Annotated in this window: 21 protein-coding genes and 1 pseudogene; 17 read left to right on the top strand and 5 right to left on the bottom strand. The window is 65.1% G+C overall.

What is annotated here, in order from left to right; translation table 11 throughout:
• Together ABD791_RS00005 and ABD791_RS00010 are read left to right on the top strand one after the other, a co-directional pair.
• A pseudogene (locus ABD791_RS00005) lies at positions 1-188 on the top strand (hypothetical protein); the annotation flags it as partial.
• Between the two features lie 503 nt (positions 189-691).
• Positions 692-2,179, top strand: a complete 1,488-nt coding sequence (locus ABD791_RS00010) for a leucyl aminopeptidase (protein ID WP_486326965.1) — start codon at positions 692-694, stop codon at positions 2,177-2,179.
• 70 nt (positions 2,180-2,249) lie between these two features.
• On the opposite strand, the gene ABD791_RS00015 is transcribed toward ABD791_RS00010, so the two are convergent.
• The 3 genes from ABD791_RS00015 to ABD791_RS00025 all read right to left on the bottom strand — a co-directional run bounded on the left by ABD791_RS00015 (position 2,250) and on the right by ABD791_RS00025 (position 5,158).
• Positions 2,250-3,554, bottom strand: a complete 1,305-nt coding sequence (locus tag ABD791_RS00015) for an LPXTG cell wall anchor domain-containing protein (protein ID WP_345061051.1) — start codon at positions 3,552-3,554, stop codon at positions 2,250-2,252.
• A gap of 157 nt (positions 3,555-3,711) precedes the next feature.
• The gene (locus ABD791_RS00020; protein WP_345061053.1) at positions 3,712-4,527 is read right to left on the bottom strand and encodes a Bax inhibitor-1/YccA family protein; all 816 of its coding nucleotides are present in this window, start codon (positions 4,525-4,527) and stop codon (positions 3,712-3,714) included.
• 115 nt (positions 4,528-4,642) lie between these two features.
• On the bottom strand, positions 4,643-5,158 hold the full coding sequence (locus ABD791_RS00025) for a hypothetical protein (protein WP_345061055.1): 516 nt from the start codon (positions 5,156-5,158) through the stop codon (positions 4,643-4,645).
• Positions 5,159-5,238: 80 nt separating this feature from the next.
• Here ABD791_RS00025 and ABD791_RS00030 point away from each other — a divergent pair, with 80 nt between their 5' ends.
• From ABD791_RS00030 to ABD791_RS00050, 5 genes are all read left to right on the top strand, one after another.
• Entirely contained in the window at positions 5,239-6,261 is a 1,023-nt protein-coding gene (locus ABD791_RS00030) for a glycerophosphodiester phosphodiesterase family protein (RefSeq protein WP_345061057.1), read from the top strand.
• An 87-nt stretch (positions 6,262-6,348) separates the two neighbouring features.
• Positions 6,349-8,889: an ATP-dependent helicase gene (locus ABD791_RS00035; RefSeq protein WP_345061059.1), complete on the top strand. Its 2,541-nt coding sequence runs from the start codon at positions 6,349-6,351 to the stop codon at positions 8,887-8,889.
• The gene (locus ABD791_RS00040; protein WP_345061061.1) at positions 8,889-9,980 is read left to right on the top strand and encodes an FUSC family protein; all 1,092 of its coding nucleotides are present in this window, start codon (positions 8,889-8,891) and stop codon (positions 9,978-9,980) included. The genes ABD791_RS00035 and ABD791_RS00040 overlap by 1 nt, the downstream gene beginning before the upstream one ends.
• A 125-nt stretch (positions 9,981-10,105) precedes the next feature.
• Complete coding sequence (locus ABD791_RS00045) at positions 10,106-10,294, top strand: hypothetical protein (protein WP_345061063.1); 189 nt, start codon at positions 10,106-10,108, stop codon at positions 10,292-10,294.
• A gap of 101 nt (positions 10,295-10,395) precedes the next feature.
• Positions 10,396-10,548: a hypothetical protein gene (locus ABD791_RS00050; protein ID WP_345061065.1), complete on the top strand. Its 153-nt coding sequence runs from the start codon at positions 10,396-10,398 to the stop codon at positions 10,546-10,548.
• Between the two features lie 91 nt (positions 10,549-10,639).
• On the opposite strand, the gene ABD791_RS00055 is transcribed toward ABD791_RS00050, so the two are convergent.
• Entirely contained in the window at positions 10,640-11,077 is a 438-nt protein-coding gene (locus ABD791_RS00055) for a DUF3054 domain-containing protein (RefSeq protein WP_345061067.1), read from the bottom strand.
• A gap of 44 nt (positions 11,078-11,121) precedes the next feature.
• Positions 11,122-11,601, bottom strand: a complete 480-nt coding sequence (locus ABD791_RS00060) for a MarR family winged helix-turn-helix transcriptional regulator (RefSeq protein WP_345061069.1) — start codon at positions 11,599-11,601, stop codon at positions 11,122-11,124.
• Between the two features lie 124 nt (positions 11,602-11,725).
• Here ABD791_RS00060 and ABD791_RS00065 point away from each other — a divergent pair, with 124 nt between their 5' ends.
• From ABD791_RS00065 to ABD791_RS00110, 10 genes are all read left to right on the top strand, one after another.
• Positions 11,726-12,367 carry an NADPH-dependent F420 reductase gene (locus ABD791_RS00065; protein ID WP_345061071.1) on the top strand — a complete coding sequence of 214 codons (642 nt, stop codon included), beginning with the start codon at positions 11,726-11,728 and terminating at the stop codon, positions 12,365-12,367.
• A gap of 213 nt (positions 12,368-12,580) precedes the next feature.
• Positions 12,581-13,750, top strand: coding sequence for an ADP-forming succinate--CoA ligase subunit beta (gene sucC, locus ABD791_RS00070; protein WP_345061073.1), 1,170 nt, complete (start codon positions 12,581-12,583; stop codon positions 13,748-13,750).
• A 13-nt stretch (positions 13,751-13,763) separates the two neighbouring features.
• Positions 13,764-14,651, top strand: coding sequence for a succinate--CoA ligase subunit alpha (gene sucD / locus ABD791_RS00075; RefSeq protein WP_345061075.1), 888 nt, complete (start codon positions 13,764-13,766; stop codon positions 14,649-14,651).
• Between the two features lie 749 nt (positions 14,652-15,400).
• Complete coding sequence (locus ABD791_RS00080; protein ID WP_345061077.1) at positions 15,401-16,786, top strand: cell division protein PerM; 1,386 nt, start codon at positions 15,401-15,403, stop codon at positions 16,784-16,786.
• 139 nt (positions 16,787-16,925) lie between these two features.
• Positions 16,926-17,519: a phosphoribosylglycinamide formyltransferase gene (purN, locus tag ABD791_RS00085; RefSeq protein WP_345061079.1), complete on the top strand. Its 594-nt coding sequence runs from the start codon at positions 16,926-16,928 to the stop codon at positions 17,517-17,519.
• The gene (gene purH, locus ABD791_RS00090) at positions 17,516-19,201 is read left to right on the top strand and encodes a bifunctional phosphoribosylaminoimidazolecarboxamide formyltransferase/IMP cyclohydrolase (RefSeq protein ID WP_345061081.1); all 1,686 of its coding nucleotides are present in this window, start codon (positions 17,516-17,518) and stop codon (positions 19,199-19,201) included. The genes purN and purH overlap by 4 nt, the downstream gene beginning before the upstream one ends.
• A 135-nt stretch (positions 19,202-19,336) precedes the next feature.
• The gene (locus ABD791_RS00095; protein ID WP_345061083.1) at positions 19,337-20,344 is read left to right on the top strand and encodes an isopenicillin N synthase family dioxygenase; all 1,008 of its coding nucleotides are present in this window, start codon (positions 19,337-19,339) and stop codon (positions 20,342-20,344) included.
• Between the two features lie 802 nt (positions 20,345-21,146).
• Positions 21,147-22,889 carry an ABC transporter ATP-binding protein gene (locus ABD791_RS00100; protein ID WP_345061209.1) on the top strand — a complete coding sequence of 581 codons (1,743 nt, stop codon included), beginning with the start codon at positions 21,147-21,149 and terminating at the stop codon, positions 22,887-22,889.
• Positions 22,886-24,691, top strand: coding sequence for an ABC transporter ATP-binding protein (locus tag ABD791_RS00105; protein ID WP_345061085.1), 1,806 nt, complete (start codon positions 22,886-22,888; stop codon positions 24,689-24,691). The genes ABD791_RS00100 and ABD791_RS00105 overlap by 4 nt, the downstream gene beginning before the upstream one ends.
• Before the next feature lie 365 nt (positions 24,692-25,056).
• Positions 25,057-26,364: an ABC transporter substrate-binding protein gene (locus ABD791_RS00110; protein WP_345061087.1), complete on the top strand. Its 1,308-nt coding sequence runs from the start codon at positions 25,057-25,059 to the stop codon at positions 26,362-26,364.
• Positions 26,365-26,501 lie beyond the last annotated feature (137 nt).

The raw sequence follows: 26,501 nt of genomic DNA on the forward strand, positions 1-26,501 counted from the left end.
GCGGTAAAACCACCATCAACAACGGCGTCGCCCTCTGCTGGTATCACCACTCCACCATCGACACCTCCGGCTGGCTGATCCGCATCCTCAACTGCGCCGTGCAAGTCAAAGCCCCACCCTGGATGGCCCCCAGCGGCGACTGGATACCCGCCCGCAAGCACCGCGCCCACACCACGCTCAGCCGCTGACCAATCTCGTTGGTCGAGGAGCGCGCGAGCCTGCGAGCACGCGTCTCGAGACCCCGCGACCCGACCCTCGAACGCAACCCACGTTCCCGAGATCGACTCGCCGGGTCTCGAGCGGCGGGGCCGTTGCGCGGCATGGTGGGGGACGAATCTGACCATTCCGTTGGTCGAGGAGCGAGCGCCAGCGAGTGTCTCGAGACCTCGTGAGCCGACGTTTGAACGCAACCCGAGTTCAAGGATTGGCTCGCGAGATCTCGAGACGCGGCCTCCTGCGTCGGCTGCTCCTCGATCAACGAAACGGTCATATACCTCATAGACGCGGCCGACTCCGTCGGGCGCTCCTCGACCAACGATGGGCGCGATCCCGAGATCGACTCACCGGGTCTCGACAAGCTCGACCAACGTGGCTGTCACTTGGGTCGACAGAGTCGCTTCTGGTGCGGGCGCACGCGGCATCCTCTAACGTCAGAGGAGAGCTGCTTTCGCTTTCCGACTGATTGGACGTAATCGTGACTACTCCCCGTGTGACTCTCAGCGCCGAGGGCGCTGACTTCGTTGCCGTCGATGTTCTCGTCGTCGGGGCGGTGGCCAGCGCTGAAGGGGTGACCTATTTCGGCGATCCCGCGTTCGCTTGGGTGAGCGAACAGTTCGAGACTTTTGGCGTGACCGGTGCGACCGACGCTCTCTTGCGCCTCCCCGCAACCGGGGCATCCGTCGGCAGTGTCGCGGTGATCGGACTCGGCTCGGCTGTCAACGTTGACGCTCTGCGCAACGCCGCCGGCTCCGCAGTGCGCCAGCTCGGCGGCGCCGCCTCTGTTGCATTCGCCCTGCCGCTCAGCACCGAAGCTGAGGTGCATGCCGTTGTCGAAGGCGCCACCCTCGGTTCCTACTCCTTCACCATGTTCAAAGGCACGAGCAAGAATGCTCAGAAGCTGCCGTCAACCGACATCACCGTGCTCACCTCGGTCGCCGTCGAGGAGAAGGCACTCGAACGCATTGCGGTGCTCGGCGACTCAGTGCGCATGGTCAAAGACCTCGTCAACACGCCCGGCGCCCAGCTGTTCCCTGCCTCGCTCGCCCAAGTTGCGGTGGATGCCGCAGCCGGGCTGCCGGTCACCATCGAAGTCTGGGACGAGGTCAAGCTAGCTGCCGAAGGCTGCGGCGGAATCCTCGGCGTCGGACAGGGCTCGTCACGTCAGCCGCGACTGGTGAAGGTGAGCTACGCCCCGGCCGGCGCCAGCACGCACCTCGCCTTCGTCGGCAAGGGAATCACCTACGACACCGGCGGATACTCGCTCAAGCCCTGGGACGCCATGCTCACGATGCACCACGACATGGCCGGTGCGGCCACCACTTTGGCCGTCACGCTCGCTGCTGCTCGCCTGAACCTGCCGGTGCGGCTCACTGCCTGGCTCTGCCTCGCCGAGAACCTCGTCTCGAGCACCGCCATCCGCCCGAACGATGTGCTGACGATGCGCAACGGCACCACCGTCGAGGTGATCAACACCGACGCAGAGGGGCGCCTCGTCATGGCCGACGGCCTGTCGCTGGCCAGCGAAGAGCACCCAGACGCCATCATCGACGTCGCGACCCTGACGGGCGCAGCCATCGTCGCTCTCGGACGCCGCACCGCCGGAGTGATGGGCGACGCCGACCTGGTCGCCCGGGTGGTCGCCGCCGGTGAAACCACCGGTGAAGCGCACTGGCCGATGCCGCTGCCGACCGAGCTGCGTCGCCTGCTCGACTCGAAGTTCGCCGACCTGGCCAACATCAACGCGGGAGTACGCGACGCCGGGATGCTCGTGGCCGGCATCTTCCTGCAGGAATTCGTGGGCACGCAGGCCGGTAGTGCGGCGAAGATTCCCTGGGCTCACCTCGACATCGCCGGCACGGGCACCAACAACGGTCCCGGCTACGGAGTCGTCGGTGACGGTGGCACCGGCGCCTCGGTGCGCACGGTGCTGCAATTGGTCGAGAACCTCGCCAGCGCGTAGGCGCTCAGATACGACAGAGGCGGCGCCCACCTGATGGTGGGCGCCGCCTCTGTGTGTGCGGTGAGAACCGCTAGGCGCGAGCGTGGCGGCGTCGGGCCGCGACCAACAGGCCGAGACCGAGCAAGAGCGCCGCTGCACCCCCCGTCAGGATGCCGTCGACTGCGTTGGTGCCGGTTGAGGCGAGTTCTGCGGTGACCGGAGTCGTGGTGCCGCTACCCGTGCCGGGCGCGGGCGCAGCTGTCGGGGTGTCCGTGGGCGCCGGGGTCGGGGTGTCCGTCGGAGCCGGGGTGGGCGTCGGCGTCGGAGTCTGCGTGGGCGTCGGTACTGCGGTGACCGTCAGCGGAACGCTGGTGCTGGTGTCCGCGAGCACGTCGAAGAGGTGGATGGTGTGGTCGGCGGCCAGGGTGCTGGCTGGGATCGTGGCGACGAAGCTGACCGTGCCGGCCGCATCCGCTTTCGTGGTACCGAGCACGACGGGGTCGGAGTGCAACTCGATGCGCACGTCTCCGTCGGGCGTGAAGTTCTCACCGGTCACGGTGACGTGCCCGCCGGCGACGATTGTGCTGACCGACAGCTCGGCGGCAAGGGGCAAGGCCGGAGGGGTCACAAAATACAGGGCTCCGGCGTCGTCCGAGAGTGTCGTGACGCGTGTGGCGGGCACAGCGGGGGTTGCACTGTCGAAGCTCCACAGCCCATTGGGTTCGTAGGAATCGAACCAGAGCACATCGTTGCTGTCGAAGTCGGCGACCCAATTCTGTCCGAATGAATTGACCGATTCGCTGACGAGCGTTGGCGCATAGCCGGTGCCGGTCCCAGCGAGCGTGTAGATGTTTCCGTCGAAGTTCACCATATACAGAACACCGGCACTGGATGAGGCCAATCCATTTCCGTTCAGTTCGCCGAGAACCGGACGCAGATCGGTGACGGCGCCGGTTGACAGATTGACGGTGCCGAGGCGGTCGTCGTCAAGCAGAACACGTGCGGTTCCATCGGAGGTGATATCGAGATCCTGGAAGTCGTCGGATTCATCTACGCCGCTCAGCGGTACGACCGCGATGATGTCGTTGGTCACCGGATCTAACGAAGTCAGGGTGTACACGTCATCGTCGGTCTCGGCGATGTAATAGACGAGTCGGGTCACCGGGTTGAAGTCACCCCCGGAAACATCGCTGTCTGGGATCGTGCCAACCTTCGTGAATGTATTCGTGGCGGAGTCGAATGCCGAAATGGTTTCATCGTCGTAGCCGATCATGTGGAGCACCTCCCCGGGCGCCGGCGCTGCTGAGGCTGCGGCAGCCCCGAGCAGCGGGGCAGTGAGCAGCACGGCGAGGCCGACGGCAAGCGAAGTTCGGGCAGGGGTCATCCACGATGTCATACGTGTCACGCTACGGAAGCGCTGAGGCCGCTACTAGGGACCTAGGTCGCATCTTGGTGCGTGACGTCGGCGCCGCAGACGGCACACAGAAAGGGCCGGTCCTCGAGGAGGGCCGACCCTTTCTATTGGTTGAGTTCTATTGGTTGAGCGGATGTCGCTAGTTGCGCGCGATCGCGAAGAGGCGCAGCAGCTCGACGTAGAGCCAAACCACCGTCACCATGATGCCGAAGGCGCCGCTCCAGCCGAACTTGCGAGGCGCACGGTTGTTGACTCCGCGCTGGATGAAGTCGAAGTCGAGCACGAGCGAGTACGCGGCCATCACGACGGCGAGCAGGCCGATGACGACGCCGAACGGGATGCTTGTGCCCGGGATGTCATTGCTGCGCAGGCCGAACGCAGCATCGGATCCGCCGAAGACCATCATTCCAATGTTGACCAGGGAGAAGACCAGGTAGCCGACCATCGCGATGAGGAAGACCTTGGTGGCCTTCTTCGAGGCACGGATCTTGCCGCTCTTGAACAGCGCAAGGGTCACGCCGACGACGACGAGGGTGGCCAGCACGGCCTGCATGACCAGGCCACCGCCGAAGGCATCTTCAAAAATGTAAGAAATGCCGCCGACGAAGAGACCCTCAAATGCCGCGTAGGCCAGGATCAGGCCGGGGGACGGCTCCTTCTTGAAGGTATTGACCAAGCCGAGAACGAGTCCGACGATCGCACCGAGGATCGGAATGAAGGGCAGGCCTGGGGTGAGCGTCCAGCCGGCGACAGCGGCGACGACCAGGATCGCAAAGCAGAGTGCCGACTTGGCAATGGTGTCTTCGTAGGTCATGCGGTCGGTGTCCTGCGCGCCCGCCGACGGGGCGTTGTACATCTGCTGCAGTTCGTCGCCGGAGAGAACCGGAGCCTTCGTCTGCGGCCCCTGGGCGCTGAAGGCCGGGTTGCGCGAGAAGGCGGGGTTGGAAGTTGCCATGGTGTCCGGGCTCACATTCAACTGGGGGACAGGGACGCGCCGAAACCGACGTTGTCTCCAATCTAGCTGAGAGAACGTTCAGATTCACTGAGGATTCGCCGAATAACTGCGCTCGTCAGGGCTGGCTGGTCGTGCGCGTGACCGCACGTCGATCGTCGCGCCAGCGCGCGAGTTGGCGGGCGAACCAGGCGGCGGCCACGCTCACCCCGGCGCAGAAGAAGAGCGCCACGGCCGTTGCGGTGTACTCATGCAAGGTCAGCTTTGCCACGATGCTGGCTGCGATCGGTGCCACAACGGCCAGGTAACTGACAGCCGGGCGGTGGCGAACGAGCAGCCAGGCGGCGAGAAGCGCGGCGAAGGCTCCGACGAAGTCGGGACCGGCAACCGGAACGAGGCCGGCGATCATGCAGGGCACAAGCACGAGAAGGCGCCGCCACAGCGCAGCAGGAAGGCAGAGCCAACCGACCGCCTGCACGACAGGTCCAATCAGCAGGAACCAGAGGCTGTAGGTGCTGGTGAGGTTTGTCGCGGCAACTCCGACGACGATTGCGGCCAACCCGACGAGATAGCGGGGCAGATAGCTGCCCCAGCGCAAACGCAGACTGCGGGTGGGCTCACTCCACACAATCACATCCCCGATTCTGGTCAACACATCACCGTTTCTGGCCGGCACACCACTGATTCTGCCAGGCCCGAGACTAACCTTGTCGCATGACCAGGTCAGCCCCATCGCATCCGATTGTCATCGGACATCGTGGCGCATGCGGCTACCGGCCCGAACACACTCGTGCGGCATACGAGTTGGCCTTCGCTCTCGGCGCCGACGCCATCGAACCAGACATCGTTGCCACGCGCGACGGGGTTCTCGTCGTGCGCCACGAGAACGAGATCTCCGGCACGACGGATGTCGCCACTCGCGCCGAGTTCGCCGAGCGACGCACCACGAAACACATCGATGGCATCGCCCTGACGGGATGGTTCACCGAAGACTTCACCTGGGCCGAGCTGGCGACTCTGCGCGCTCGCGAGCGAATCCCCGCGCTGCGCAAATCGAGTGCCAGCTTTGACGGAGCATTTGGGCTACTGCGCCTGCGCGATGTCTTCGACCTCATCGATGACGCCTCGATCGACGTGCCCCGGCCGCTCAGCATGGTCGCTGAAATCAAACACGCCACCTATTTCGAGTCGATCGGTCTGCCGCTCGACGAGCTGTTTGCGGCCGAAGTGAACGAGGCCGGCTGGAACGAGGGCGACGGACGCCTCGTGATCGAGAGCTTCGAGAAGCACGTGCTCGACCAGGTCTACGCGCGGGGAATCTACGGAAAGCGGGTTTACCTGATCGAGGCGTCTGGCAAACCTTTCGACGAGGTCGCCCGGCTCGGCAGTGCGGCCGCGCACTATGCCGATGCGCTCACCGATGCCGGGCTCTATGCGCTCGCCGGGCACGTCGACGGGGTGAGCGTCGACAAGAAGCTCATCCTCGAGATCGATGCCGCCGGCGACGTCACCGGCAAGTCTGAACTTGTCGACAGTGCCCATGCGGCTGGTCTCGAAATCTACTGCTGGACCCTGCGCCCGGAAAACAAGTTTCTGTCCCGCTCCTTTCGCACCGGAAAGGTGAGCGCCGACTTCGGCGCGTGGCAGAGCGAATTCGCGTTGATCATGGGCACGGGGATCGACGGGGTGTTCGCCGACCACCCGGATCTCGCGGTCGCCGTGCGCGCCGAGCTCTGAGCATCCGCTCGCTTCTCGCTTCTCGCTTCTCGCCGATCGTCGCTCGTCGGGCTGGGTGTCAGGGGCACCACCTACAATTGAACCGACATGACGACTCTCCTCGACCCCGATTCCACGCCTGCGAATCAGGCCTCCGTGGTGCCCATTATTCTCGACGGCTACGGACCAGGTCAGGGCGCAGCCTTCGGGGCAGGGCCAGGTGCTGGCTCCGGTGCTGGCTCAGGTGCCGGCTCACACCAATCGCCGCTGCTCAACGGGCTGAACCCGCAGCAGCGCATCGCCGTCGAATACCGCGGACCGGCCCTGCTGATCATCGCCGGCGCCGGCTCCGGCAAGACCAGTGTGCTCACCCGCCGAGTCGCCAGCCTGATCGACAGCCGCGAAGCCTGGCCGAGCCAGATCCTCGCGATCACCTTCACCAACAAGGCCGCTGCCGAGATGCGTGAGCGCGTCAAAGCGCTACTCGGCCAGGGTGCCGATGGCATGTGGATCTCCACCTTCCACTCCTCCTGCGTGCGCATTCTGCGTCGCGAGGCCGAGAAGGCGGGTCTCACCACCAACTTCAGCATCTACGACTCCTCTGACACCCGGGTCACGCTCAAGCGCATCATCAAGGGCCTCGACGCCGACACTCTCGGCTTCACCCCGGCCAACGTCTCGTCGAAGATCTCGAAGCTCAAGAACGAGCTCGCCGACGTCGACTCCTACTCCCGCAATGCGAACATGAGCGACCCGCAAGAGGTCATGTTCGTTGAGATCTTCCGGCAGTACACCAAGCGGTTGCGCGACGCCAGCGCCCTCGATTTCGACGACCTGATCGGCGAGACCGTCTATCTGTTCCGGGCGTTCCCCCAGGTCGCCGCGCTCTATCGGCGCCGGTTCCGTCACATCCTGGTCGACGAATACCAGGACACCAACCACGCCCAGTACTCCCTCATTCGCGAGTTGACCCGGCCGGTCACGGCCGAGATCGCCGAGGAGATGGAATCCCAGGGGCTGCACGTGCGCAACGTGCAGGATGCCACCGGAACGATCCCGGGCGCCTCGCTCACCGTCGTGGGCGACTCCGACCAGTCGATCTATGCGTTCCGCGGCGCGGACATCCGTAATATCAGTGAGTTCGAGCGCGACTTTCCGGGCGCCCAGGTGGTGTTGCTCGAACAGAACTACCGGTCGACGCAGAACATCCTCTCCGCGGCGAACGCCGTGATCGGCCACAACTTCGACCGCAAAGACAAGAAACTGTGGAGTGCCGACGGGCCAGGCGAGAAAATCGTCGGTTACACCGCGTACTCCGGCCACGACGAGGCCCAGTTCGTTGCCGATGAGATCGAGGCCCTGCACAGCACCGGCATGGCCTATCGGGACATGGCCGTCTTCTACCGCACCAATGCGCAGACCCGTGCGCTCGAAGAAATTCTGGTGCGGGCCGCTGTTCCCTACCGCGTGGTCGGCGGCACCAAGTTCTACGAACGCGCCGAGATCAAAGACGCCCTGGCCTACCTGATCGCCGTCGCGAACCCCGCCGATGAGCTGGCGCTGCGGCGCGTGCTGAATACTCCGAAGCGCGGCATCGGCCCAACCACCGAAACGGCCCTCGGCAGTTTTGCAGAGGCCAACGGCATCACCTATCGGCAGGCGATGCGGGATGCCGCGGCGCTCGGACTCGGGCCCAAGGTCACCGGATCGATTCTGCAGCTGGCCGGCCTGCTCGATGAGGCTGCCCTCAAGCTCGACCCGGAGAACCCGGCTGGCGTCGCCAATGTGGCTGAGATCCTCAGCTTCGTGCTCGAGCAGAGCGGTCTGCTCGCGGGACTTCGCAACAGCCGCGACCCGCAAGATGAGGCGCGGGCCGAGAATATCGAAGAATTCGTCGCCCAGACGAAAGACTTCAACCGGGAGAACCCCGACGGCGGGCTCGTCGACTTTCTCACCCAGGTGTCGCTGGTCGCCGCCGCCGACGACCTCGACGATGAGTCGGGAACGGTCTCGTTGATGACCCTGCACACCGCGAAGGGACTGGAATACGACGCCGTGTTCTTGACCGGCGTCGAAGAGGGATTGCTGCCGCACCAGATGTCGGCCGGCGAACCTGGCGGCCCGGCCGAAGAACGGCGCCTGTTCTACGTCGGAATCACTCGCGCCAAGAAGCGGCTGTACCTCTCGCTGGCCATGAGTCGCGCGCAGTTCGGTGAGGTGAACGTGGCCATGCCGAGTCGCTACCTGCAAGAGATTCCCGCTGAGCTGATCGACTGGAAGCAGTCGCCGGGAATGGCGAACTCTCGTGGCGGAACGCAGCCGCGCGCACTCAACGCCCGACGCGACGGCTACGGCTTCGGGGGCTCGAGTGGTTCCCGCGGCGTCGGAAGCGGCAGCGACCGGGTTCCGGCGGGGTTGCCGCCGGCTCCCAAGCCGAAGACCGAGTGGGCGAACCGCATCACGGCGCAGGTGCGCGACAACGGTGACCTCACCCTCGAAGCCGGTGATCGCATCCGTCACGTCGATTTCGGTGACGGTCGGGTGAATCAGGTGACGGGTGAAGGAACCAAGCGCATCGCTCATGTGCAGTTCGACACGTCGGGAGCGAAGAAGCTTCTGATTAAGGTCGCGCCGATCGAAAAGATCTGATGAGCGCCGGGGCGAAACAACCAGACGAGACGAGTAAGCCCGAAAGCCTGCTCGACCGAGTCAAGAACCTGCGCAGACTCGACTTCGAGGTCGCCACGCGGGCAGCGCTCGCCACGGCTGTTCCTCTGATCATTCTCGTGGCGCTCGGCCGCATCGACTGGGCGGCGTACGCGTCGTTCGGAGCGATGACGGCCCTCTACGGCAGGGGCGAGCCCTACCGCATCCGATTGCGCACGGTGAGCGTGGGGGCGCTCGGCCTGCTCGTGAGCATCGCGCTGGGCATCGGTATGTCCGTCAGCGGCGCCTCACTGCTGGTGCTCACCCTGGGGCTCCTTCTGGTCATTGTCGCCGGGCTGCTGCTCGCGGCAGCGGTCGGGCTCTTTCCGCCGACGCCGATCTTCTTCGTCTTCGCCTACGCGGTCTGTGCGCAGGCGCCGACGCCGCCCGCGGAGATCTGGTCACGGATGCTGGTAGCCGTGATCGCCGCCGCCTTCGCCTGGACGCTCACCATGTCGGGGTGGCTGATTCGCCGCGCTGCCGTCGACGCACGCACCGGGACGTTCAAAACCCTGCCGCGCCAACCGCAGGTGCGGGTTGCCGCAGTGGTCGATGCGCGGGTCTGGCTCGCCATCGTGCAGAACGTGGTCGGGGTGCTCATTGCCGGCGGGCTGGCCATCGCGGTGGGGATCGGGCATCCGTATTGGGCGGTAGTCAGCGTCGTCGCAGTGATGCCGCCGCCCGGAGCCGCCCACACCATCTCCCGCGCCATGCATCGAATCATCGGAACGGCGGCCGGCGTCGTGGTGACCGGGCTGATTCTGCTGCCCGGTCCTCCCGTCGGAGTGCTCGTGGCCGTGATCGTGATCGCCCAGTTCGGTGCTGAGATTCTGGTCGGCCGACACTATGGCGCTGCCCTGCTCTTCGTTACGCCGCTTGCACTGACCGTGGCGCACCTGGCGAGTCCGGTGACGGTACCGACACTGCTCGTCGACCGAGTGGTGGAGACGGCGCTGGGCGGCGGCATCGCGATCGCGATCGTGTTGATCACGCGCGCAGTGGCGAACCGGCGAAACGCTCCAGACGCGGTCTGAGCCGGCTCGAGCGGGTTCGCTCGACGGCGTCAACTCTGCCCGCGTCCGCTCTCTTGTCTGCGTCAGGGGACGAGCGTAGCGTTGTCGTTCACGGGGGATCACGCCCGCAATGCGAAAGGCTGATCATGGCTAGCGACTCAGACGGCCTCTGGCCACGACTGCCGGATGATGCGGAGCCGGTGGTCGACGATGAGCGTCCGATCGACGACGTCGACGAACCTCTCGATGAGGAAGAGCCGGTGGCCGGCGACATCGAACCCGGCATCGACGCGGACGAACGAATCGTCGTTGATGACGAAGATCTTGAGCGCTGACGCTCCCTGACTGCTGGGCGTGCAAACGCGTGAATTTACCCTCAGATTCGGTGGGCGCCAGAACCTAGACGACGTGCTCCCGCAGGGGTACCGTCTCGGGCATGAGCGACATGCGGGGCTGGAGTGATGACGAGCGGCGCGCCCGCGCCCTCGCCGCCAGCGAGATCACAACAGAAGCAATCACTGTGATTACGATCGAAGGCGAGCCTGAGGTCGAGAGTGAACAAACTCCTCTCCCTCGACATGCCACCTGACGCGTCAGTGGCCACACCTCAGTGGCCACACGTCAGTGGCCACATTTGACGCGCATTGTCACGTGAATCCGGCGCGAGCCTGACGCACAGGTCACTCGCGGCTTGACGGCGAACTCTGCTCCGAGTTGTCTGTCGTGCGCGAGGAGCGCGCCCGGCGAACGAGCATCCAGATCGCACGCCAGCCGAGCAGAAAAGCGCCGAGCACCAGTGTCGTGACGATCGCAAAGCTGAGTTGCACACCCTGGCCGACGAGCCAGCGGAGCGCGAGCCCACCGAAAACGCTGCAGAGCCAGACGACGAGTCCGGTCCAGACGATGGCTTGGGGGTGGCGCCACGCGCGCACAACCAGCCAGCCGAGTGCGAGGCCCGCGAGAAAAGGCCACCAGGTCGTGAGCACCCCGGCGAGGCCTTCGTTGTGACTGGCGCGACCGATCAAGACGAAGAGGAGCACGAGTGCGGCGTCGAGTACTGCGGCAGTAGCGACTGAAACGCGGGCGACGGATGCTGACGATGATCGTTCGGTTGCCATTCCTCAAGCCTATGGCGCGGGTCGACCGGGTCCGGCCGCCGGCGCTACCCGAGTCCGAGCAGGTGGTGCTCCGGGTCAAGCGTCGACAGTAGCTGACCGCAGATCTCGCTGAGCTGAGCGACCTGGCGCGAGGTGAGCGGGTCGAAGACCACCTCGCGCACTTCCTCGACATGGCCGGGGGCGCTGGCGACGATCTTTTCCCAGCCGGCATCGGTGAGTGCGGCGATCGATGCCCTGCCGTCGACGGGCGAGGGAAAACGCGTGAGGAATCCCGCACCCTCCAGCCGTCCGATCACGTGGGAGAGGCGTGACAGCGACGAATTGGTGCGTGACGCCAGCTCGGTGAGCAGCAGCTGCTTCTGCGGGCTCTCAGAGATCATCGCCAAGACGTAGTACTCGAAATGGCTGAGCCCGGCATCGCGTTTGAGTTCGGCCTCGAGCCGGCTCGGTAGCAGCATTGTCACGGCGACCAAGCGCAGCCAGGCCAGACGTTCATCATCAGAGAGCCAGCGTGGTTCAGTCATGCGTTGATTCTAACATTTAACTTGACGCTTCAACTAAAGTGATTTACCATTTAGTTGTCGCTTCAAGTAAATCCCGGGGGGCTGGCGGCACCGATCCACTCACTGATCTTCAGAAAGAGAAACCATGACTGACATCACCATCATCGGAACCGGCAACATGGCACGCGGCATCGGCACACGTGCAGTGGCCGCAGGTCGCACCCTCGAAATCCTCGGTCGCGACTCGGCCGCGGCGCAGGCGCTCGCCGCAGAGCTCGGCGGCGCCGTCAGCTTCGGCAGCACGGATGCCGCGCCCGCCGGTTCGCTCGTTGTGCTGGCTCTGCCGTTCGACGCGGCGAAAGAGGTCGTGGCTGGGTACGGTGACGCGCTGGCCGGCAAGGCGCTGATCGACATCACGAACCCGGTCGACTTTGCCACGTTCGATTCCCTCGTCGTCGCACCCGGAACATCCGCCGCCGAGGAGATCGCCGCGCTCGCCGCACCGGGTGCCGTGGTCGTCAAGGCCTTCAACACCGCATTTGCCGGAACCCTGGTCGCCGGAACTGTCGCCGATGTGCCGCTCGACATCTTCATCGCGGGTGACGACGCCGAGGCCAAGGCGGCCGTCGTCTCGTTCGTGACCGATGCCGGTTTGCACCCGATCGACGTCGGGCCGCTGCGCCGTGCGCGTGAGCTCGAAGGGTTTCAATTTGTCATCATGACGCTGCAGGCGAACCCGGAGTTCGACACCTTCAACTGGAACACCGGCCTCAAGGTGCTGGTCTAGTCACGTCGTTTCGCCCGTCGACGCGCCCGCCATCGCTCTCGCGGTGGCGGGCGCGTCGTTTTAGTCTGGGGGCTCCGAGGAATTCGAGGTGCGCGAGCGAGGTAGAGTTGACAGCGGCCAGGATGTCTTGACGTCGAGCTAGTTTCGCGCCGACAACTGTGCCAATGACCCCTCACCATGCATGAACGCTAAGTTGCGGATTGGAAGAGCAGCGTGGATCTTTACGAATACCAGGCCAGAGACCTGTTTGAAGAGTATGGAGTCCCGGTTCTTCCGGGAATCATCGCGGACACTCCTGAGGAGGTGCGCGCAGCTGCCGAGAAGCTCGGTGGCGTTGTCGTCGTCAAGGCCCAGGTCAAGGTCGGTGGACGCGGTAAGGCCGGTGGCGTCAAGGTCGCCAAGACTCCAGATGACGCAGAGGCCGCTGGCCGCGCCATCCTCGGACTCGACATCAAGGGTCACACCGTGAACCGCGTGATGGTCGCCGGTGGCGCCCGCATCGCGCAGGAGTTCTACTTCTCGGTGCTGCTCGACCGCTCGAACCGCTCCTACCTCTCGCTCGCCAGCTACGAAGGTGGCGTCGAGATCGAGGTGCTCGCGGTTGAGAAGCCGGAGGCGCTCGCCTACACGTCGATCGACCCGAACGTCGGAATCGAGCTTGACATCGCCCGCCAGATCGCGGTCGATGCGAAGTTCCCGGCCGAGCTGGTCGAGAAGGTTGCACCCGTCTTCGTGCAGCTCTACAACGTGTTCAAGGGTGAAGACGCGACTCTCGTCGAGGTCAACCCGCTCGTTCTCACCGAAGAAGGCGACATCATCGCCCTCGACGGCAAGGTCACCCTCGACGAGAACGCCGACTTCCGTCACCCGAAGCACGCCGCCCTCGAAGACGCTGCAGCTGCAGACCCGCTCGAGGCGAAGGCCAAGGAGAACGACCTCAACTACGTCAAGCTCGACGGTGAGGTCGGTGTCATCGGCAACGGTGCAGGCCTCGTCATGTCGACGCTGGACGTCGTCGCCTACGCCGGTGAGAACCACGGCGGCGTGAAGCCGGCCAACTTCCTCGACATCGGAGGCGGAGCATCCGCTGAGGTCATGGCTGCCGGTCTCGACGTCATTCTCGGCGACCCGCAGGTCAAGAGCGTGTTCGTCAACGTGTTCGGCGGCATCACCGCCTGCGACGCTGTCGCCAAGGGCATCGTCGGCGCACTCGCCGAGCTCGGCTCCGCGGCGAACAAGCCGCTCGTTGTGCGCCTCGACGGCAACAACGTCGAAGAGGGTCGTCGCATCCTCGCCGAAGCGAACCACCCGCTTGTCACACTGGCCGCCACCATGGACGAGGGCGCCGACAAGGCCGCCGAACTCGCCCACGCCGCGAAGTAAGGGATTTTCGAATATGTCAATCTTCCTCAACAAGGACTCCAAGGTCATCGTGCAGGGCATCACCGGCGGTGAGGGCACCAAGCACACCGCCCTCATGCTGAAGGCCGGCACCCAGGTCGTCGGTGGCGTCAACGCTCGCAAGGCCGGCACCAGCGTCGTGCACGGCGACGTCGAGCTGCCCGTCTTCGGAACCGTTGCCGAAGCCATCGAGAAGACGGGCGCGGATGTCTCCATCGCGTTCGTTCCGCCGGCTTTCACCAAAGACGCAGTGATCGAAGCCATCGACGCCGAGATCCCGCTGCTCGTCATCATCACCGAAGGCGTTCCGGTGCAGGACTCGGCTGAGTTCTGGGCCTACAACAAGGCCAAGGGCAACAAGACCCGCATCATCGGCCCGAACTGCCCCGGCATCATCACCCCCGGTGAGGCACTCGTCGGCATCACGCCGGCGAACATCACCGGCAAGGGCCCGATCGGTCTCGTCTCCAAGAGCGGCACCCTGACCTACCAGATGATGTACGAGCTGCGCGACCTCGGCTTCTCGACCGCGATCGGTATCGGTGGCGACCCCATCATCGGCACCACGCACATCGACGCCCTCGAGGCGTTCGAGAACGACCCGGAGACCCTCGCGATCGTCATGATCGGTGAGATCGGTGGCGACGCCGAGGAGAAGGCGGCCGACTACATCAAGGCGCACGTCACCAAGCCGGTCGTCGGCTACGTGGCCGGCTTCACGGCCCCCGAAGGAAAGACCATGGGCCACGCCGGCGCCATTGTCTCCGACGGAGCCGGAACCGCACAGGGCAAGAAGGAGGCCCTCGAGGCCGCCGGAGTCAAGGTCGGCAAGACGCCGAGCGAGACCGCGACCCTGCTGCGCGAGGTTCTCGCCGCACTGTAGGTCACGCATTCTCAGCATTTTCTGCATTCTCTGAAGGGCCCGCCGGTTTCGGCGGGCCCTTCTGCGTCGTGGTCGATCCGCCTCGATAATGTTCAGCCTGAGCGGGGTGCATCGCTCGGGGGCGACTGAGGATGCCCACAGCTGGCAATTATCGACATCCGTGGGGAGATGGATGGCGGTGAGCGGTGAGCGGTGAGCGGATGGCGGATGGCGGTGAGCGGATGCCGGATGGCAGATCGCAGAGGGATGCGAGATACCGATGACAGCGCTGCCCGACGGGGTGATACTGGGAGGCATGCAAGAACTATTTCAAATCGGTCTCACGATCTGGGTGGTCGTCGGCGTGATACTCGGCCTCACCGCGCTGGTCGCCATGGCCAAGGCGCCGTACCGCAAAGAGTAATTCGCTCACGTGGGGGGCATGCCCGGCGTCCCTTCGCCGAGCTTGACACTTCCGGTCGAGTTTGACCCGCACACCGGGGAAGCTCGACCGCAAATGTCAAAGTCGGCGGGTTCGGCTCGCCGGATTCGACCCGGGTGCTGATGTTATCGAAGGGCGCTCAACGAGATGCCGGTGGTCGAGCCCGTCAGGCTTTCGCCGGCCGGTCCCGATACGTAACCGGCTTACGAGGACTGGCTCGCGGGATGTCGACAGGCTCGATCAACGGATGCTTGCTCAACAGTTTGAATCGCACGCCATCGGCGGGGGAGCCGGGCGGCGCGTGCACGACAGGTAGGCTCGAAAGCCGATGAATCGCTCAACTACCGCCCTGCTCGCCGCACTCGAGGCCCTCATCGTCGTCGCAATCGGCGTGGGGATCGCGCTCGTTCCGCTGACCGTGCTCTGGGCGACCCACTTCGAGCTCGCCGTCGACTGGAGCGTCTTCTGGAATGCCGCCGCCGACGTCTGGCTGCTCGGCAACGGGGTCGATCTCACCGTGCAGCTTCCCGCCGCACTGGCAACCGCATTCGCGTTGCCCGGTGCGGAGGCGCCATTTGTTCTGAGTATTGCCCTGCTCGGCTTCACCGTGCTGGCCGTCACTCTGGGCGTGCGCACGGGCATCCGTGCCAGTGAAACCCCGCACCCGATCATCGGTGTGCTCGCCGCGATCGCCAGCTACGGCGTGTTCACGACGCTCATCGCCGTGTCATCGGGCAACAGCGTGGTGACCGCGTCGCGGCCTCAGGCGATCGTGTTACCGACGCTCATCTACGCAGCCGGTGTGCTCGTCGGCGTGCTTGGGGTGTTCGGGCGTGGGGTGTTCGAGCGGGGGGAACTCGCGCGCAGCGAGCTCGCACGCGGCTTGCCCACGACGGATGCGACGTCACGCTCGGCGAAGGAACCCGCCGCAGCCCGCAACGTGGGCCGCGTCGCCGGGCTCGGCCGCCGCATCCGTGAACGCTATTTCGATCTGCCGGACACGGCTCGCCAGGCGATCGCCGAGTCGCTACGTGGAGGTGCCGCCGCGGCCGTCGCCATCGTCGGAGTCGCGGCACTCGCGGTGGCCGTGTTGATTTTGGCCAACTTCGCGACGATTATCGGCCTCTACGAAGCCGTACAGGCCGGGGTGATGGGCGGGATCACCCTGACCGTCGTGCAGCTGGCGCTGCTGCCCAACCTTGTGATCTGGGCGGTCTCCTGGCTGATCGGTCTGGGCTTCGCGGTCGGCGTCGGCACCGGCGTCTCCCCGGTCGGCACCTCGCTCGGTGCGGTTCCGGGATTGCCGATCTTCGGCGCGCTGCCTCAGAGCGCCCCTCCGGGTGGATTTCTGTGGCTGCTGGTTCCGGTGCTGATCAGTTTCTTCACGGCGTTGCTGATTCGGCGCCGCTCCGACAAAGCCGGTCGGCCGGCGCCGACCCTGACCGGACAGCTCTCTGCCGGCGGAGGCATCGGCCTTGTCGCCGGGCTGCTGCTTGGCCTGGCCGCCTGGGCGTCTGCGGGAGCGATGGGCCCCGGTCGTCTCGCCGACGTCGGACCGAATCCGGTGCTCGTCGGCGTGCTCGCCGCGGTTGAAATCGGGATCGCCGCGTGCCTCGGGATGATTGCCGGAAGCCGTGTTGCGGCATCCGCTTCAAGCGCTGCCTCAACTTCAAGCGCTGCCTCAACCTCAAGCGTCACTGTCGACCCCAAATAACTCGCCGAGTTTGACACTTGCGGTCGAGTTGCCCTGCTCTGCCGGTCAAGCTCGACCGGAACGGTCAAGCTCGGCGAGGTGAGCGCATGCCGGATGTCGCCACGGCCGGAGCGCGTGCCTGTCACTGTAAACTCAGAGGGTGCTGTCACTGGTCGTACTTATCTCTGGCGGAGGGTCGAACCTGCGCGCACTGCTCGAAGCATCGGAAGACGCTGAATTTCCCGCGCGCGTCGTCGCCATCGGCGCCGACCGCGACGCCGACGGGCTGGCCCTCGGCGAGGAATTCGGAATCCCGACCTTCACTGTGCCCTTTACCTCGTTTGCGAACAGGGACGCCTGGGGAGATGAGCTTCTCGCCCAGATCCAGCAGTGGCAGCCCGACCTGGTCGTGCTCAGCGGGCTGATGCGCTTGCTGCCGCCCCGCGTCGTCGAGGCGCTCTCCCCACACCTGGTCAACACGCATCCGGCCTATCTTCCCGAGTTTCCCGGGGCTCACGGTGTGCGTGATGCTCTCGCTGCCGGCGCCACCCAGACCGGCGCCAGCCTGATTGTTGTCGACAATGGTGTCGATGCCGGACCGATCATCGCGCAGGAACGGGTGCCGGTGTTGCCTGGCGACACGGAAGCTTCCCTGCACGAACGCATCAAACCTGTCGAACGCCGTCTGCTGGTGCAGGCAGTTCTCGATATCGCCAACGGACACGTCGATCTCAAGGAGCTATCCCACGCATGAGCGGTCACACTAACGCCCAGAGCCTCTACCGCGACAGGGACCAGGTCGCCGTGAAACGCGCCCTCATCTCCGTCAGCGACAAGACCGGCCTGATCGAACTCGCCGACGTGCTCGCCGCCGCCGGTGTCGAAATCGTCTCCACCGGTTCGACCGCCGCCACCATCCGTGCGGCCGGCCACGCGGTGACGGATGTCTCAGCGGTCACCGGATTCCCCGAATCCCTCGACGGTCGTGTGAAGACGCTGCACCCGTCTGTGCATGCCGGCATCCTCGCCGACCTGCGTCTCGAGGCACACGAGAACCAGCTGCGCGACCTGAGCATCGCCGCGTTCGAACTCGTCGTCGTGAACCTCTACCCGTTCGTCGAAACCGTCGAGTCGGGTGCGGCCCCCGCCGACGTGATCGAGCAGATCGACATCGGCGGCCCCGCCCTCGTGCGCGCCTCCGCGAAGAACCACGCCAACGTGGCGATCGTCGTCGACCCGGAGAACTACAACGAGGTCATCGCCGCGGTTCAGGCCGGCGGCACCACCCTTCGTCTCCGCCAGAAACTGGCCTCGCTCGCCTTCGAGCACACCGCCAGCTACGACCTCAGTGTGTCGGCCTGGTTCACCGAGAACGTCTACGACCAGTGGGCAGACGACAACGACGAACTCGCCGGCGAGATCCTCGAGCAGTTCGACACTCTGCTCGCCAGCGCCTCGACCGCATTCGACACCGAAGCCGCATTCCCCGACACCCTGGTGATCGAGACAGAGCGCGGTAGCGTGCTCCGCTACGGCGAGAACTCGCACCAGTCTGCGGCCCTGTACCTCGGCGAGGGCGGTGCCGGCATCGCCCAGGCGACCGTGCTGCACGGCAAGGAGATGTCCTACAACAACTACGTTGACGCGGATGCCGCGGTGCGCGCCGCGTTCGACTTCGATGAGCCCGCCGTGGCCATCATCAAGCACGCCAACCCCTGTGGCATCGCCGTCGCGAGTTCCAAGGCCACCGACGCCATCGCATCCGCTCACCGTCGCGCACATGACTGCGACCCGGTGTCGGCGTTCGGCGGAGTGATCGCCGCCAACCGGATCGTCACACTTGGCATGGCCGAGACCGTCAGCCAGATCTTCACCGAGGTTCTCGTCGCGCCCGGCTTCGAGCCGGCCGCGTTCGAGCTGCTGAGCGCTAAGAAGAACATTCGTCTGCTCGAGCTTCCCGACGGCTACCGTCGCTCCTCGATGGAGCTGCGTCAGATTTCGGGCGGCCTGCTCGTGCAGGAAGCCGACGCATTCGACGACTTCGACTCGTCAACCTGGACGCTGGCCGCCGGCGAAGAAGCCGACGCGGCAACCCGCGCCGACCTTGAGTTCGCCTGGAAGGCCTGCCGGTCGGTGAAGTCGAACGCCATTCTGTTGGCGCGTGGCGGGGCATCCGTCGGCGTGGGAATGGGGCAGGTGAACCGGGTGGATTCCTGCCAGCTCGCCGTGACCCGTGCCGGTGATCGCGCGGCCGGCTCTGTTGCGGCCTCCGACGCCTTCTTCCCGTTCGCCGACGGCCTGCAGGTGCTTCTCGATGCGGGCATCACCGCGGTCGTGCAGCCCGGCGGCTCGGTGCGCGACGATGAGGTCATCGCCGCGGCAACGGCTGCCGGCGTAACAATGTACTTCACCGGAGAACGCCACTTCTTCCACTAGGAACGCAACTCAACGAGCGGGTGAACAGGGTTTCTACGGGGCCCGGTTCACCCGCTTTGTGTTGAATGAGCCGTGGTTTGACGGTTGCGTCGTAACATGCCTCGCGAGCCATATGTGCTCTGAGAGAATTGCAGCATGCTCACCTCCCTCCCCGTTCTCGATCTCTCCCGGCTCGACGCGGGACCCGCCGAAGCCGAGGCTTTTCGCAGCGAACTCCGCCGCGTCACCCACGAGGTCGGGTTCTTCTATTTGGTCGGCCACGGTGTCGACCAGGAATTGATCGACGAACTCCTCTCCGTGTCGCGCCGTTTCTTCGAGCTTCCGGCGGAGCAGAAGCTCGCCATTGAGAACGTGAACAGCCCGCAGTTCCGCGGCTACACCCGCGTCGGCGGAGAACTCACCCACGGTGACATCGACTGGCGTGAACAGATCGACATCGGCGCCGAGCGCGAGGCGATCGAACCTGGCCCCGGAGTGGCCGACTACTGGCGGCTCGAAGGCCCCAATCTCTGGCCGGATGCCCTCCCCGAACTGCGCGAGGTCGCCACGCGCTGGAACGACGAGCTGAATGCGCTCGCACTCCGGCTCCTGCGGGCGTGGGCGCTCTCGCTCGGAGCCCCGGAAGACGTCTTCGATGCGGGTTTTGCCACGCACCCGTTCTCGCTGATCAAGATCGTGCGATACCCGGGGGAATCCAACCCTGAGCCGAAGCAGGGAGTCGGGGCGCACCGCGATGGGGGAGTGCTGACGCTCCTTCTGGTGGAGCCGGGCAAGGGCGGACTGCAGGTCGAGCATGACGGCGAATGGATCGAGGCGCCCTCGGTGCCCGGTGCGTTCGTGGTGAACATCGGGGAAATGCTTGAGCTGGCCACGCACGGCTACCTCAAGGCGACCCTGCACCGCGTGATCTCGCCACTGATCGGCGACGACAGAATCTCCATCCCCTTCTTCTTCAACCCGGCACTCGACGCGACAATGCCTCGCCTCGAACTTTCGCCGGAGCTCGAAGCCCTGACGCGTGGGCTGTCGGTCGACCCGACGAACAGCCCGATTCTCGAAACCTATGGCGACAACGCGCTGCGCTACCGGCTGCGCGCGCACCCGAATGTCGCCGAGGTGCACCACAACGACCTGCTGAAGTAGGCCTGAGGGCGTCCTTTTCGGTGGTCGAGGAGCACGCGACGAAGGAGCGCGCATCTCGAGACCTCGCGAGCCAATCTTCAAACGCGACCCCAGTCGAGAGATCGGGTCGCGGGATCTCGAGACGCGGCCTCCTGCGTCGGCTGCTCCTCGATCAACGAAAAGCTTGCGCCTGATGCTCCGCGTGCCATATTCTGAAAGGCTGCCTGACCGAGGTGGCCCAAGACGATGACGCGCCCAGGAGGCAGACATGACAAAGACAGCCCAGCTTACGATCGCAACGGTTGCGAGCAGCGGCGCTGACTTTGGCGCCCTGCGTTTGTCCACGCCCAGCTTGTCCACGCCCAGTTTGTCGACGCTCCGTTTGTTCACGCCCAGTTTGTCGACGCTCCGCGGAGTGTCCACGTGCTATCCGTTTGGACCGACCGCCGCGTAGCACGCACCGGGGGAGCACCTCCGCCGTTGCACTCCTGTTACGCCCGCTTGCTCTGCCTGGTCTCTGCACGCAGGATCCCCACTCACAGAGCACCTCGACGCATCGCTGCGTCGGTTTTCTGTCGCGAGGCATCCCGGCGTCCGGATCAGTTCCGTGTGACTTCGACACGCTGCGCAGAATCACCCACGCCCCACACTTCGGTGGCCTCGCCACCTCTCTTGCACAACCAAATCAGGAACTCTTGTGACCACAATCACCTCGCCCGGACATCCCCCTCAACCCCCTGAGCAGCCCGTCGCCCCCGCGCGGCCGGTGCGCCTCTCTACCTTCCGCACGCTGCTGCGGCTCTACCCTTACGCCCAATCCGCGATGCCACGGCTGTATCTCGGGATGGTGTCGGCCCTGCTCGCCGGTCTCGTCGCTCTGGCCATCCCGCAGGTTTTGGCCTGGCTCGTCGACGGGCCGCTCTCTGACGGCGATACCAGCCAGATCTGGCCCGCTGTGGGGATTGTGCTCGGCCTCGGTGTGCTTGAAGCGATTTTGATCGCGCTGCGCCGCTGGTTTGTGCTGAATCCAGGCACCCACGTTGAAGCTGCCATGCGCAACAGTCTCTACACCCGGCTGCAGGACCTGCCCGTGACGTTTCACGACCGGTGGCCGAGCGGCCAGCTGCTGTCGCGCGCGGTCAGCGATCTCAACCTGATCCGCCGGTGGCTGTCGTTCGGCATCGTGCTGCTGGTGGTCAACACCATCACCATCGCCGTCGGATTCGCGATCCTGATCTCGATCAACTGGATCCTCGGCCTCATCTTCCTGGTCTGCTCGATCCCGATTTGGATCTACGGCTATGTCTTCGAAGAGAAGTACTCGGTGATCGCGCGGCGCAGCCAAGACCAGGCCGGCGACCTCGCGACGGCCGTCGAAGAGTCGGTTCACGGCATCCGTGTGTTGAAGGCCTTCGGTCGCGGCAGCTTCGCCCTGAAGAACTTCTCGTCGCAGGCGGAAAGCTTGCGCGGCACCGAAATTGAGAAGGCCCGCGCGATTGCGGGAATTTGGCTGTGGCTGCTCCTTGTTCCCGACGTCGCATTCGCATTTTGCCTGGTTGCCGGTGTGTGGCTCGCCAGCCTCGGCCATCTGAGTCTCGGTGAGCTCGTCGCCTTCTTCGCCACGGCCACTGTGCTGCGTTTCCCGGTCGAGTCGATCGGATTCCTGCTGTCGATGACCTTCGACACTCGCACAGCCACCGACCGCTTCTTCGACATTCTCGACGCGCCGAACACGATCACCGACCCGGTGAACCCGGTCACGATCGAGCAGCCGCGCGGCCGGCTCGCCTTCGAGAACGTGCACTTCCGCTACCACGATTCACCGGCGGATGTCCCCGATCTGCTCAACGGGGTCGACCTGGTGTTGGAGCCGGGGGAGACCATGGCCCTGGTCGGGCTGACCGGCTCGGGCAAGTCGACTCTGACCGCTCTGACGACGCGTCTCTACGACGTGACGGATGGCGCGGTGACCCTCGACGGCGTCGACGTGCGTCACCTGAGTCGCGAAGATCTGCGCCGTCACCTGGCGATGGCCTTCGAGGATGCGACGCTGTTCTCGGCATCCGTGCGCGACAACGTGCTGCTCGGCCGTGACGAGTTCACCGGGCCGAGCGCCGAGGCTGACGCCGTGCTGGAGGAGGCGCTGCGCATCGCGCAGGCCGGCTTCGTTCACGATCTTCCGGAAGGCGTCGACACGAAGGTCGGCGAAGAGGGAATGAGCCTCTCCGGCGGGCAGCGGCAGCGACTCGCCCTGGCGCGGGCTGTGGCCGCCGCACCGGCGGTGCTGGTTCTCGACGACCCTTTGTCGGCCCTCGACGTCGACACCGAAGCGTTGGTTGAAGCCGCGCTGCGCGACGTACTGGCGTCGACGACCGCCCTGGTCGTGGCACACCGGCCGTCGACAGTCACGCTGGCCGATCGTGTTGCTCTGCTGCAAGACGGCACCATCACCGCGGTGGGGCGGCATTCGGAGCTGCTTCTGACCAATGAGCATTACAAGTTCGTCATCTCCAGCCTGGAAGACGAAGAACGCAGAGAGAACGCCAGAGAGGAGGGCTCGCGATGAGTGTCACCGGAGTAGAAGGCGAAGAACGCAACGACTTCACCAAGGCGGAAAGCGCCCAGATTCGGGCTCGTTCGCTGCGCTTGCTCGGCTCGCTGCTGCGCCCGGAACGTTGGCGGGTCACCCTGGCGATCGTGGTTGTGGTCGTGTCGACGGCCGCCCAGGTGGCCGGCCCCGCGCTGATCGCGTTCGGCCTCAACAGCGGGCTTCCCGCATTGATGAACAACGACTGGGTGCCGCTGGCGGCAGCCGGTATCGTCTACCTGTTCACCGGCGTGATCGGCGCGGTTCTCGTCGCCTGGTACACGGTCATGTCGGCGCGCATCAGCCAGGCGGTGCTGATCGACCTGCGCAAGCGCGTCTTTCTGCATACCCAGAAGCTGAGCCTGGAGTTTCACGAGTCCTACACCTCCGGCCGCATCATCTCGCGGCAGACGAGCGACCTCGACGCCATCAGGGAACTGTTGGATTCGGGGATCAACCAACTGTTGCAGGGCGTGCTCTACATGGTCTTCATCGCGATCATGCTGTTCATCCTCGACCCGACGAGCGGGCTGGTGCTGTTCATTGCCCTCATTCCGCTCGCCGTGCTGACCCGCTGGTTCCAGGTGCGGTCGCAGACGATGTTCCGCCAGACCCGGGTCGCCTCGGCGCGCCTGATCGTGCACTTCGTCGAAACCATGACAGGCATCAGGGCGGTCAAGGCATTCCGCAAGGAGAAGCGCAACGAGCAGGAGTTCGGCGGGCTGGTCGAAGACTACCGGTCGGTGAACAGCAAGGTCATTCAGCTGTTCGGGATCTTCGATCCCGGACTGGTACTGATCGGCAATGTGACGGTCGCCGCCGTTCTGCTGATCGGCGGTTTCCGGGTGGCCGACGGGCAGCTGGCGATCGGTACGCTGCTGGCCGCACTGCTCTACGCGCGTCGATTCTTCGATCCGATGGAGGAGATGGCGATGTTCTACAACTCCTACCAGTCGGCCGCCGCGGCCCTCGAGAAGATCTCGGGTGTGCTTGAGGAGCGCCCTGGCGTGCCGGACCCGCTGCGCCCGGTCGACCTCTGGGAAGCGAAGGGCGACGTGAGTTTTCAGGGCGTGCAGTTCGCCTACAAGACCGATCGGGTCATCCTGCCGCATTTCGACCTCGAGATTCCGGCCGGGCAGACCATCGCTCTGGTCGGCTCGACGGGCGCCGGAAAGTCGACATTGGCCAAGCTCATCTCCCGGTTCTACGACCCGACGGATGGCCAGGTCACGCTCGATACGGTCGACCTGCGCGACCTGCATCCGAAAGATCTGCGCCGCGCGATCGTCATGGTCACGCAGGAGGCCTACCTGTTCAGCGGGTCGGTGTCCGACAACATCGCCATCGGCAAACCGGATGCGACATTCGACGAGATCAGAGCGGCCGCCGAGGCCGTGGGAGCCCACGATTTCATCGTCGGGCTGCCGAACGGCTACGAGACCGATGTGAACAAGCGCGGCGGCCGGGTATCGGCCGGTCAGCGTCAGCTGATCTCGTTCGCACGGGCGTTCCTGGCGAACCCGGCGGTGCTCATCCTCGATGAGGCCACGTCGTCGCTCGACATCCCGAGTGAGCGGCTCGTGCAGGAGGGGCTGCAAACGCTGCTCTCCGATCGCACGGCCGTCATCATCGCGCACCGTTTGTCGACAGTGGCGATTGCCGACCGGGTGCTCGTGATGGAGCACGGGGTCATCGTCGAAGACGGTTCGCCCGAGTCGCTGATTGCCGGCACCGGGCGGTTCGCCCAGCTGCACGCGGCCTGGCGCGACTCGCTGGTCTAGGTCGGCTGATCTAGCCCGCTGAGGGGCCCGGCGGGTGCGCCGGGCCCTTTCTCTGCGCCGCCCGCGGCATCCCGAGCGATCCGACGCGCGGGCGTCGTCGTCGAGACCCGTTGAGCCGCGCCGTTCGCTGGCGCCGTGCACCCCACCGAGTGCTCTGCGCTGTCGTGCTCATGGATGGAGTGTTCGCGCTGTACATTTGAAACCAGCAATCACACCTCTCGTTTGTGTTTACGCGACAAAGGAGTATTGTGAACGCAAACATTCATATGATCAACATCGGCGAAGTGCATGCGAAAGCGTCGTTTCAGTCGATGGGTTTGCCTCGCGCACCGCGGGGCGGCGATCACCTCAAAGGAGAGCGATACATGACACACAGCACTCGCTTCGTACGTTCCGCCGCTGTCGTAGCGGTGACGGCATTTTCCGTCTTCGGACTCGCTGCGTGCAGCACCGACAACGGCGCGGCCAGCGACAGCGGCCCGATCGAAATCAGCTACCTGCACCGCTTGCCTGACGGCGAGGGAATGACGCCGGTCAGCGAGATCGTCGCGCGTTGGAACAAGGAGAACCCTGACATTCAGGTGAAGGCCACTAAGTTCGACGGCGCGGCGACGGACATGATCCTGAAGCTCGAGACTGACGTCAAGGCGGGCAACGCCGACTGCCTCGCACAGGTCGGGTACTCCGAGGTTCCGCAGATGTTCGTCAAGGGCCTGCTGGAAGACGTGGCTGACGAAGCCGCGCAGTATGCCGATGACTTCTCGTCAGGCGCCTACGCGATGATGACCGTCGGCGACGCGGTCGTCGGTCTCCCGCAGGACACCGGCCCCCTCGTCTACTACTACAACGCAACCGAGTTCGAGAAGCTCGGCCTCCCGGTGCCCACGACACTCGACGAGCTGAGCAGCGATGCGGCCACGGCCGCCGCCGCTGGCAAGTACGTTGCCGCATTCACGCCCGATGAGGCGCTCTCCTGGCTGTCGGCGCAGGCCGCAGCAGCGGGCGACTCCTGGTTCGGCGCGACCAAAGACGGCTGGACCGTCGACACCGAGGGCGCAGGCAGCCAGAAGGTCGCCGCTTTCTGGCAGAACCTGGTCAACAACAAGCAGACGCTCGTCACTGAGCGCTGGGGCGAGGCATTCACCCAGGCGCTGAACAACACCAGCCTGATCGGGCACGTCGGCGCTGCTTGGGAGGCCGGCTTCCTGCTCGACTCGCTGGACGGCACCCCGGCCGAGGGCCAGTGGCGGATCGCCCAGCTGCCCGACTTCGGCGCCGGTGCGCTGACCGGTCCTGACGGCGGATCTGGCGTTGCCGTCATGAAGGGCTGCGAGCACCCGGCCGAGGCAATGGAATTCAACGACTGGTTCAACACGCAGATCGACGACCTCGCCTCGCAGGGACTGGTTGTTGCCGCGAACGGCACGCCCACCACGAGCGACAAGATGCTGCGTCAGTTCGGCGGCCAGGATGTGCTCGCAGAGCTCGCCACGGCTTCCGGCAACCTGAACCCCGACTTCGTCTACGCACCGGGCTTCGCCTCGCTGACCAAGATGAACGAGACTGCATCGGGCGTCGGAGCCGGCACCGCAACGGTCGCCGATATCTTTACCACCGCGCAGACCACCGCGGTAGCGACGCTCGAAGACCTCGGTCTGCCCGTCGCAAAGTAGGGCACAACGCGGCGTGAGCGCCGTGCCGGCGGATCACACGGAAACCCCGGTTGATCCGCCGGACCCGCAGTTGAAGTTGAAGGAGACCACCACCCCATGACCCTTTCCACACAGAGCCGCACCGGGCAGACGGGAAG

The sequence above is a fragment of the Glaciibacter kafniensis genome (assembly GCF_039538945.1).
In the GTDB taxonomy this organism is placed as follows: domain Bacteria; phylum Actinomycetota; class Actinomycetes; order Actinomycetales; family Microbacteriaceae; genus Cryobacterium; species Cryobacterium kafniensis.

Bases quoted from the DNA above. Each gene is read 5' to 3' on its own strand.
- sucD (WP_345061075.1), top strand. From the start codon at position 13,764: ATGTCAATCTTCCTCAACAAGGACTCCAAGGTCATCGTGCAGGGCATC.
- ABD791_RS00045 (WP_345061063.1), top strand. From the start codon at position 10,106: ATGGCTAGCGACTCAGACGGCCTCTGGCCACGACTGCCGGATGATGCG.
- ABD791_RS00060 (WP_345061069.1), bottom strand. From the start codon at position 11,601: ATGACTGAACCACGCTGGCTCTCTGATGATGAACGTCTGGCCTGGCTG.
- ABD791_RS00030 (WP_345061057.1), top strand. From the start codon at position 5,239: ATGACCAGGTCAGCCCCATCGCATCCGATTGTCATCGGACATCGTGGC.
- ABD791_RS00050 (WP_345061065.1), top strand. From the start codon at position 10,396: ATGAGCGACATGCGGGGCTGGAGTGATGACGAGCGGCGCGCCCGCGCC.
- purH (WP_345061081.1), top strand. From the start codon at position 17,516: ATGAGCGGTCACACTAACGCCCAGAGCCTCTACCGCGACAGGGACCAG.
- ABD791_RS00100 (WP_345061209.1), top strand. From the start codon at position 21,147: ATGCCACGGCTGTATCTCGGGATGGTGTCGGCCCTGCTCGCCGGTCTC.
- ABD791_RS00095 (WP_345061083.1), top strand. From the start codon at position 19,337: ATGCTCACCTCCCTCCCCGTTCTCGATCTCTCCCGGCTCGACGCGGGA.
- ABD791_RS00020 (WP_345061053.1), bottom strand. From the start codon at position 4,527: ATGGCAACTTCCAACCCCGCCTTCTCGCGCAACCCGGCCTTCAGCGCC.
- ABD791_RS00015 (WP_345061051.1), bottom strand. From the start codon at position 3,554: ATGACATCGTGGATGACCCCTGCCCGAACTTCGCTTGCCGTCGGCCTC.
- ABD791_RS00080 (WP_345061077.1), top strand. From the start codon at position 15,401: ATGAATCGCTCAACTACCGCCCTGCTCGCCGCACTCGAGGCCCTCATC.
- ABD791_RS00110 (WP_345061087.1), top strand. From the start codon at position 25,057: ATGACACACAGCACTCGCTTCGTACGTTCCGCCGCTGTCGTAGCGGTG.
- ABD791_RS00105 (WP_345061085.1), top strand. From the start codon at position 22,886: ATGAGTGTCACCGGAGTAGAAGGCGAAGAACGCAACGACTTCACCAAG.
- ABD791_RS00055 (WP_345061067.1), bottom strand. From the start codon at position 11,077: ATGGCAACCGAACGATCATCGTCAGCATCCGTCGCCCGCGTTTCAGTC.
- ABD791_RS00035 (WP_345061059.1), top strand. From the start codon at position 6,349: ATGACGACTCTCCTCGACCCCGATTCCACGCCTGCGAATCAGGCCTCC.
- ABD791_RS00065 (WP_345061071.1), top strand. From the start codon at position 11,726: ATGACTGACATCACCATCATCGGAACCGGCAACATGGCACGCGGCATC.
- ABD791_RS00040 (WP_345061061.1), top strand. From the start codon at position 8,889: ATGAGCGCCGGGGCGAAACAACCAGACGAGACGAGTAAGCCCGAAAGC.